The sequence below is a fragment of the Motilimonas cestriensis genome, assembly GCF_021295315.1.
In the GTDB taxonomy this organism is placed as follows: domain Bacteria; phylum Pseudomonadota; class Gammaproteobacteria; order Enterobacterales; family CBDFNC01; genus Motilimonas; species Motilimonas cestriensis.
Map to the genome: position 1 here is coordinate 1 of NZ_JAIMJA010000049.1, position 4,585 is coordinate 4,585.

6 protein-coding genes and 1 pseudogene are annotated in these 4,585 nt (G+C 39.9%); 2 read left to right on the plus strand and 5 right to left on the minus strand.

Annotation, left to right across the window (positions count from 1 at the left end; all coding sequences use genetic code 11):
• Positions 1 to 303 precede the first annotated feature (303 nt).
• The 3 genes and pseudogenes from K6Y31_RS21715 to K6Y31_RS21725 all read right to left on the minus strand — a co-directional run bounded on the left by K6Y31_RS21715 (position 304) and on the right by K6Y31_RS21725 (position 1,810).
• Complete coding sequence (locus tag K6Y31_RS21715; protein ID WP_233055130.1) at positions 304 to 867, minus strand: hypothetical protein; 564 nt, start codon at positions 865 to 867, stop codon at positions 304 to 306.
• Positions 866 to 1,007 (minus strand): annotated as a pseudogene (locus K6Y31_RS21720) (DDE-type integrase/transposase/recombinase); the annotation flags it as partial. The pseudogene K6Y31_RS21720 and the gene K6Y31_RS21715, both read right to left, overlap by 2 nt.
• A gap of 122 nt (positions 1,008 to 1,129) precedes the next feature.
• On the minus strand, positions 1,130 to 1,810 hold the full coding sequence (locus tag K6Y31_RS21725) for a hypothetical protein (protein ID WP_233055131.1): 681 nt from the start codon (positions 1,808 to 1,810) through the stop codon (positions 1,130 to 1,132).
• Between the two features lie 462 nt (positions 1,811 to 2,272).
• Between K6Y31_RS21725 and K6Y31_RS21730 the strand changes: the two genes are divergently transcribed.
• Both K6Y31_RS21730 and K6Y31_RS21735 read left to right on the plus strand, forming a co-directional pair.
• Entirely contained in the window at positions 2,273 to 2,584 is a 312-nt protein-coding gene (locus K6Y31_RS21730) for an ABC transporter six-transmembrane domain-containing protein (RefSeq protein ID WP_233055133.1), read from the plus strand.
• 16 nt (positions 2,585 to 2,600) lie between these two features.
• Positions 2,601 to 3,197 (plus strand): GNAT family N-acetyltransferase, encoded by a 597-nt coding sequence (locus K6Y31_RS21735; RefSeq protein WP_233055134.1) that lies wholly within the window; start codon positions 2,601 to 2,603, stop codon positions 3,195 to 3,197.
• A 741-nt stretch (positions 3,198 to 3,938) separates the two neighbouring features.
• Here K6Y31_RS21735 and K6Y31_RS21740 read toward each other — a convergent pair.
• Both K6Y31_RS21740 and K6Y31_RS22565 read right to left on the minus strand, forming a co-directional pair.
• Entirely contained in the window at positions 3,939 to 4,286 is a 348-nt protein-coding gene (locus K6Y31_RS21740) for a hypothetical protein (protein ID WP_233055135.1), read from the minus strand.
• 210 nt (positions 4,287 to 4,496) lie between these two features.
• Positions 4,497 to 4,585: transposase (locus K6Y31_RS22565; RefSeq protein ID WP_486624569.1), on the minus strand; the 89-nt coding region annotated here is incomplete at its 5' end.

The following is a 4,585-nucleotide window of genomic DNA, read 5'->3' on the forward strand; positions in this document are numbered from 1 at the left end:
TTATGAGGCGGCCTGATTACGAGGTCAGTACGCAAGAACTACTAGCTGCGGGCATTATTTTTGCCCAACAGCTGAGAAAATATGGCTGTGCGCTGGGGGATTTATGAGGGGATCCTTCAGTGCTTCGCTGGTAGATCCGACTATAGCATCCAGACCAATTGCTTCTAGCTGCTTTAAAATACTTTCTACATTAGTCTTACTTGCCCAGTGAAAGTACCGGTAGTATTTGGCGTCTTTTTTTGTTGTTTGGTCTTTTTCAAGCGACGTAAAAAGCTCACTCAAGATACTTTTGTTAGGCATTGTCTAAAAGTTCGGAAATGGCTTATGCATCCAACATTGCAAGATGTCATTCAGCTCTTTTTCCAATGATTCATCACTAGATTCAATATGCTTCATTTTTTGTTCACTTGGGTTATACCAGTTAATTAGCTTTGCTGCTGATACTGACAGTATGGCGACCAAGACCCCTTTTACTAAACCATGGTTTAATATCGACATAATGGCTGTGAGTGAACCTAAAGCCAAAAATACCAGCATAAATAATGATGAATACATATTTGTGCGTACAATAGGCTTGAGGCACTCCAAACTATGTTTATTTTCAATAGATGGAAAATCGTGCAAAAACTCATCTAATTGTTTTTTGTTGTACAGAATGAGATAAATAATTCCCACCTCGCAAAGTAAAAACACCTCAAATGAAATACCTTTAAGGTAGGCAAAGAAGCCTATTTCTTCGCTAGTAGCATAAAAGAAAATATACCCAGCATAGATTACTACAACCATAATTACCAAAAGCGGTACTATTATGGGGGTTTTAAATATTCTTTTTTGGTTGTCTTTTGGTGGAAGGTAAGGATTTTTCATGAACGATAACACCTTTTGGTCGTTCTACGGAAAATGGCCACTTTTAACGCATCACACACGAGATCGGCTTTCATGTTAGTACTCATTGACCAGCCCATTAGCGCTCTCGAAAATAGGTCGATAATAACGGCTAAGTATAGCGGGGCGACTATCAGCTAGCCTTCGCTGGCCCAACTCGTGTCTGCTATATTTTTATTCACCACACTTAAATATTACAACAGTTTTGAAGGGCTTCGCGACACCTATTCTTATTTGTTAGCATTCAAAGGCGCTTTCTTTCGATGGTACCTATTATTTCATCTGAATCGAATTCAAGACTAAAAAGGACATACCAAATTAAATACAAATACCTTAAATGTCCTAATTCAGCAGAACCATCTTCATCGGATTCATCATAGATCCTTGTTAATTTCTCGACCTCAGAAGAAAAAGCAGGTTTGATCGAATCTATAAAATCAAAATCTTTAATTGACATAGTTTCTCTAACATTATTTATTCTTTCTAGGTTAGCAAACCATGTCTTAAGTGAATTTATTTCTTCTGAGTAATTAGAAGCCCGTTGATTAATTTTTGGAATGCTATTTATTACGCCTAATTTGTCAGCACTAGCCAATAATGATTTTTTTCTTTTATTCGATTTACTTTTCCATTCAGAAAGAACTTTAAGCTGAAGTTCCCAAGCGATAGCTTCCCCTACTAATTTTTTGAGTTTACTTGGGATATTATCAAAAGTTTCACTAAATTTAATTGCTATCGCTATAACTTTATCTGCATTACCATCAGTAATAATCGGTAATCGAGTCTTAAAGTAAACATCTTCAAAAAATGAATACGTTTTTTCCATTCCCCAGGTCAATGCAGTGTCTGATAAATACTCATTCCATACCGAAAGTATGTCTGCACCATCATCATTTTCAAAAGGACCAACTTCCCAACTACTCATAACTCTTCCTTGAATGCTAACAGCGTATTACACCTTTTTCTTGATAACCCCAAACACTACCATCTAGGCCAAACCCATTAAAATAATTATTTATCATACACTTACCACCGCTTTTCGCCATAAACTCTGAGACCAGTGGAAAACAAAGCGAGCCTAGTATTTACCGAGGCCAAATTTGGCCCCCATAAAGGATTTAGCTGATTCATTTTGTGATTATATATCAAATATTTAGAAATAAGGTGTGAACAAAGCGAGACTTTTACAATTTATTTACCTCGCCAAAACGTGGCAAAATCTGCCAAACGCCATTATACCTGCATAAATAAACAGCAGGTATAAAAGTGCAGGTTTTGCCTATCCATTATGCCGCTAGGCTTAAACATACAGCAATTTGGGACACTTTATCTCGTTGCAATCCTGTCACCATGCTCTGAATTCGCTAATTGTTGATAAGCAAACCTGATGGATGAAGTTAACCCTTTTACTATCAAAACATTACTTGGTGCAAATAAGCTGTCCATTGCCTTTACTTGGGCGTTGGTGGTTGCAAGACGTATTTACGATACCAGAGCCTTTGGCAAGATCCGCGTTAATCTTGGCTTGTCCGTTGCCCAAAAATTAGCACACTTACCCATTAGTACCCGCAATGCACGACTTGATATGTCACGAGAGTTAGTGGATTTTCTAGAAAACGATATCCCACCGCTGATGACCGCAATTATCCAACTGGTTGCTGCATTGGTTATTTTAACGAAACCATCAGGGTCAGGTTAGATAAGGGGTTCTTGATATGAAAATTCGTATTGAAAAAGGCTGGGATTTAGCAAATTCATTGTTAATAGCTGAATTATATGAAGAAGCATTTGGTTTTAAATTTCTCCGAGCTATACCGAGTAAAAATCAACGTATTAACATTCTTTCAAAAAGTTTCATTCCTGACTATTCATTTGCAGCTTTCGCCGCTACAAAAATGGTTGGATTGGCCGGCTTCAAAGTTGAATCCGGCTCTCTGACTGGAGGTATGGGGGCTGCAGAGTTAATCGATCAACTTGGTTTTTTCCGAGGCCTTTGGGCGTGTTTAGTTTTCAGCTTATTTGATCGAGAGCCGGAAGAGCTACAATTGGTTATGGATGGTATCGCTGTTGATAGTGCATTCCGCGGGCAAGGTATTGGTTCATTACTACTGGATAGCATTATTACTTATGCGCAAGAGAATAACTTCGAATCAGTGAGGTTAGATGTTATTGACAGCAATCCACGAGCTAGAAACCTGTATGAATCAAAAGGGTTTGTCGCATTGAGGGATGAAAGTTTCATTCATGTAAAGTGGTTAGTGGGTTTTTCAAGTGCTACAACGATGGTATTGGATCTAACAAAAATTCCTTAAGAATAATGGCGTTAGAGAAGCCATCAGCTCGAACGGCAAACAGCACGATCAGGGTCAGGTCTTGCGTTTTGCCACTATGCGAGCTTCCCTACTCCTACCGCATCCATGCGGAACAGCCTTGACTCTCTCAAAGAGCCATTAGCCAATAAAAGGTGATGCATCTCTTTAACCATGCCACGGCTTATTAACTCCGCTGACTCGCCACAACCTCACTCATTACGGTTGCTTTGCTTGGACTTCAGTGGCACTTCTTTTATGAAAAGATTAAACCTCGTCAGTCAGACTGTATTTATCGGATCGATCTCAGCACTTTAGGGCGGTCCGACGTTTCGGCACGCATCCCCTGTGGCCTAGTTAATTCTCTGTATACGCTTCACCTATCTTGTTCGCTGAAAAAAAACCAGCTCCGCCATAGGCGCAACACTCGATACGGGTGGTGAGTTAGACCTTACCCGACAGGGACTTGCACCCTGCAAGATGCATCAAGCTTCGCTTGACGCACTAACGAGACTGTAGAATAACCCCAACAGCCAGATTTGACTAAAAAACGGGGCCCAGCAATCAATCCAAAGCGCTTTTAAGACAATAGGTAATGCATTTGGAACCCATAAAACAGGCTATATTTCTTAAAAAAAGAGAAATTCTACAGCCTCAACGCCTCAAACACCGGCTTGGTAACGTTAGCGACTTTTTTGGAACAAAAAAGGTGACAGCTTTACCAAGTCCGCGTGCTTTGACTTGTTACATTTTGACGGTGAAGCCATTGCTGATTACCTCAAGTTGCCCATTACCATTAAAATTGAATTTGTAATGCTTGTACCCTTCTTGAGCCCCGATTTCACCTTGCTTAACATGCTCTGCTAACCATGCTGACTCGATAATTATATGGCTTCTATCGTACTCTTCGCCTTCGATGAAGGTTTCGATCATTTGCCATTTAAATGCAACGGTATCCGAAAAGAATACTTCGCGCTGATTTTTCTGCCAATCCTTAAATTTAAGGATTAAGTCCCCCTCATCCATACTGATGTCGGGAAAGTCAGTATCTGCGGTTGAAAACCCAGGATCTATTATTTCTGCTCGTTCCATGCTCGATCTATTTTGAAATGTAACGAGCCTGTAGAATTACTCGTTCTAAAATATATTTTTATGATGCACCAAACCATAGCTGAGTTCTTGTTTTGACTCAATTGTTTAGTCTTTTTCTGCTGTGATGAAAATTATCAAGGTTTGGCGTTTTTATGGGAAGTTTCAGGCTGGTTTTGGGGGGGATTTCAGGCAATTGGGGGGTTGCCCTGCCTAATGCATCGTCTTTTGCAGCTTTTCAATATTATGAACAAGGCAATACAGCTGCCACTGGGCATTCACTTTGGCTTGTCCCCGTAGCG

Bases quoted from the DNA above. Each gene is read 5' to 3' on its own strand.
- K6Y31_RS21715 (WP_233055130.1), bottom strand. From the start codon at position 867: ATGAAAAATCCTTACCTTCCACCAAAAGACAACCAAAAAAGAATATTT.
- K6Y31_RS21725 (WP_233055131.1), bottom strand. From the start codon at position 1,810: ATGAGTAGTTGGGAAGTTGGTCCTTTTGAAAATGATGATGGTGCAGAC.
- K6Y31_RS21730 (WP_233055133.1), top strand. From the start codon at position 2,273: ATGGATGAAGTTAACCCTTTTACTATCAAAACATTACTTGGTGCAAAT.
- K6Y31_RS21735 (WP_233055134.1), top strand. From the start codon at position 2,601: ATGAAAATTCGTATTGAAAAAGGCTGGGATTTAGCAAATTCATTGTTA.
- K6Y31_RS21740 (WP_233055135.1), bottom strand. From the start codon at position 4,286: ATGGAACGAGCAGAAATAATAGATCCTGGGTTTTCAACCGCAGATACT.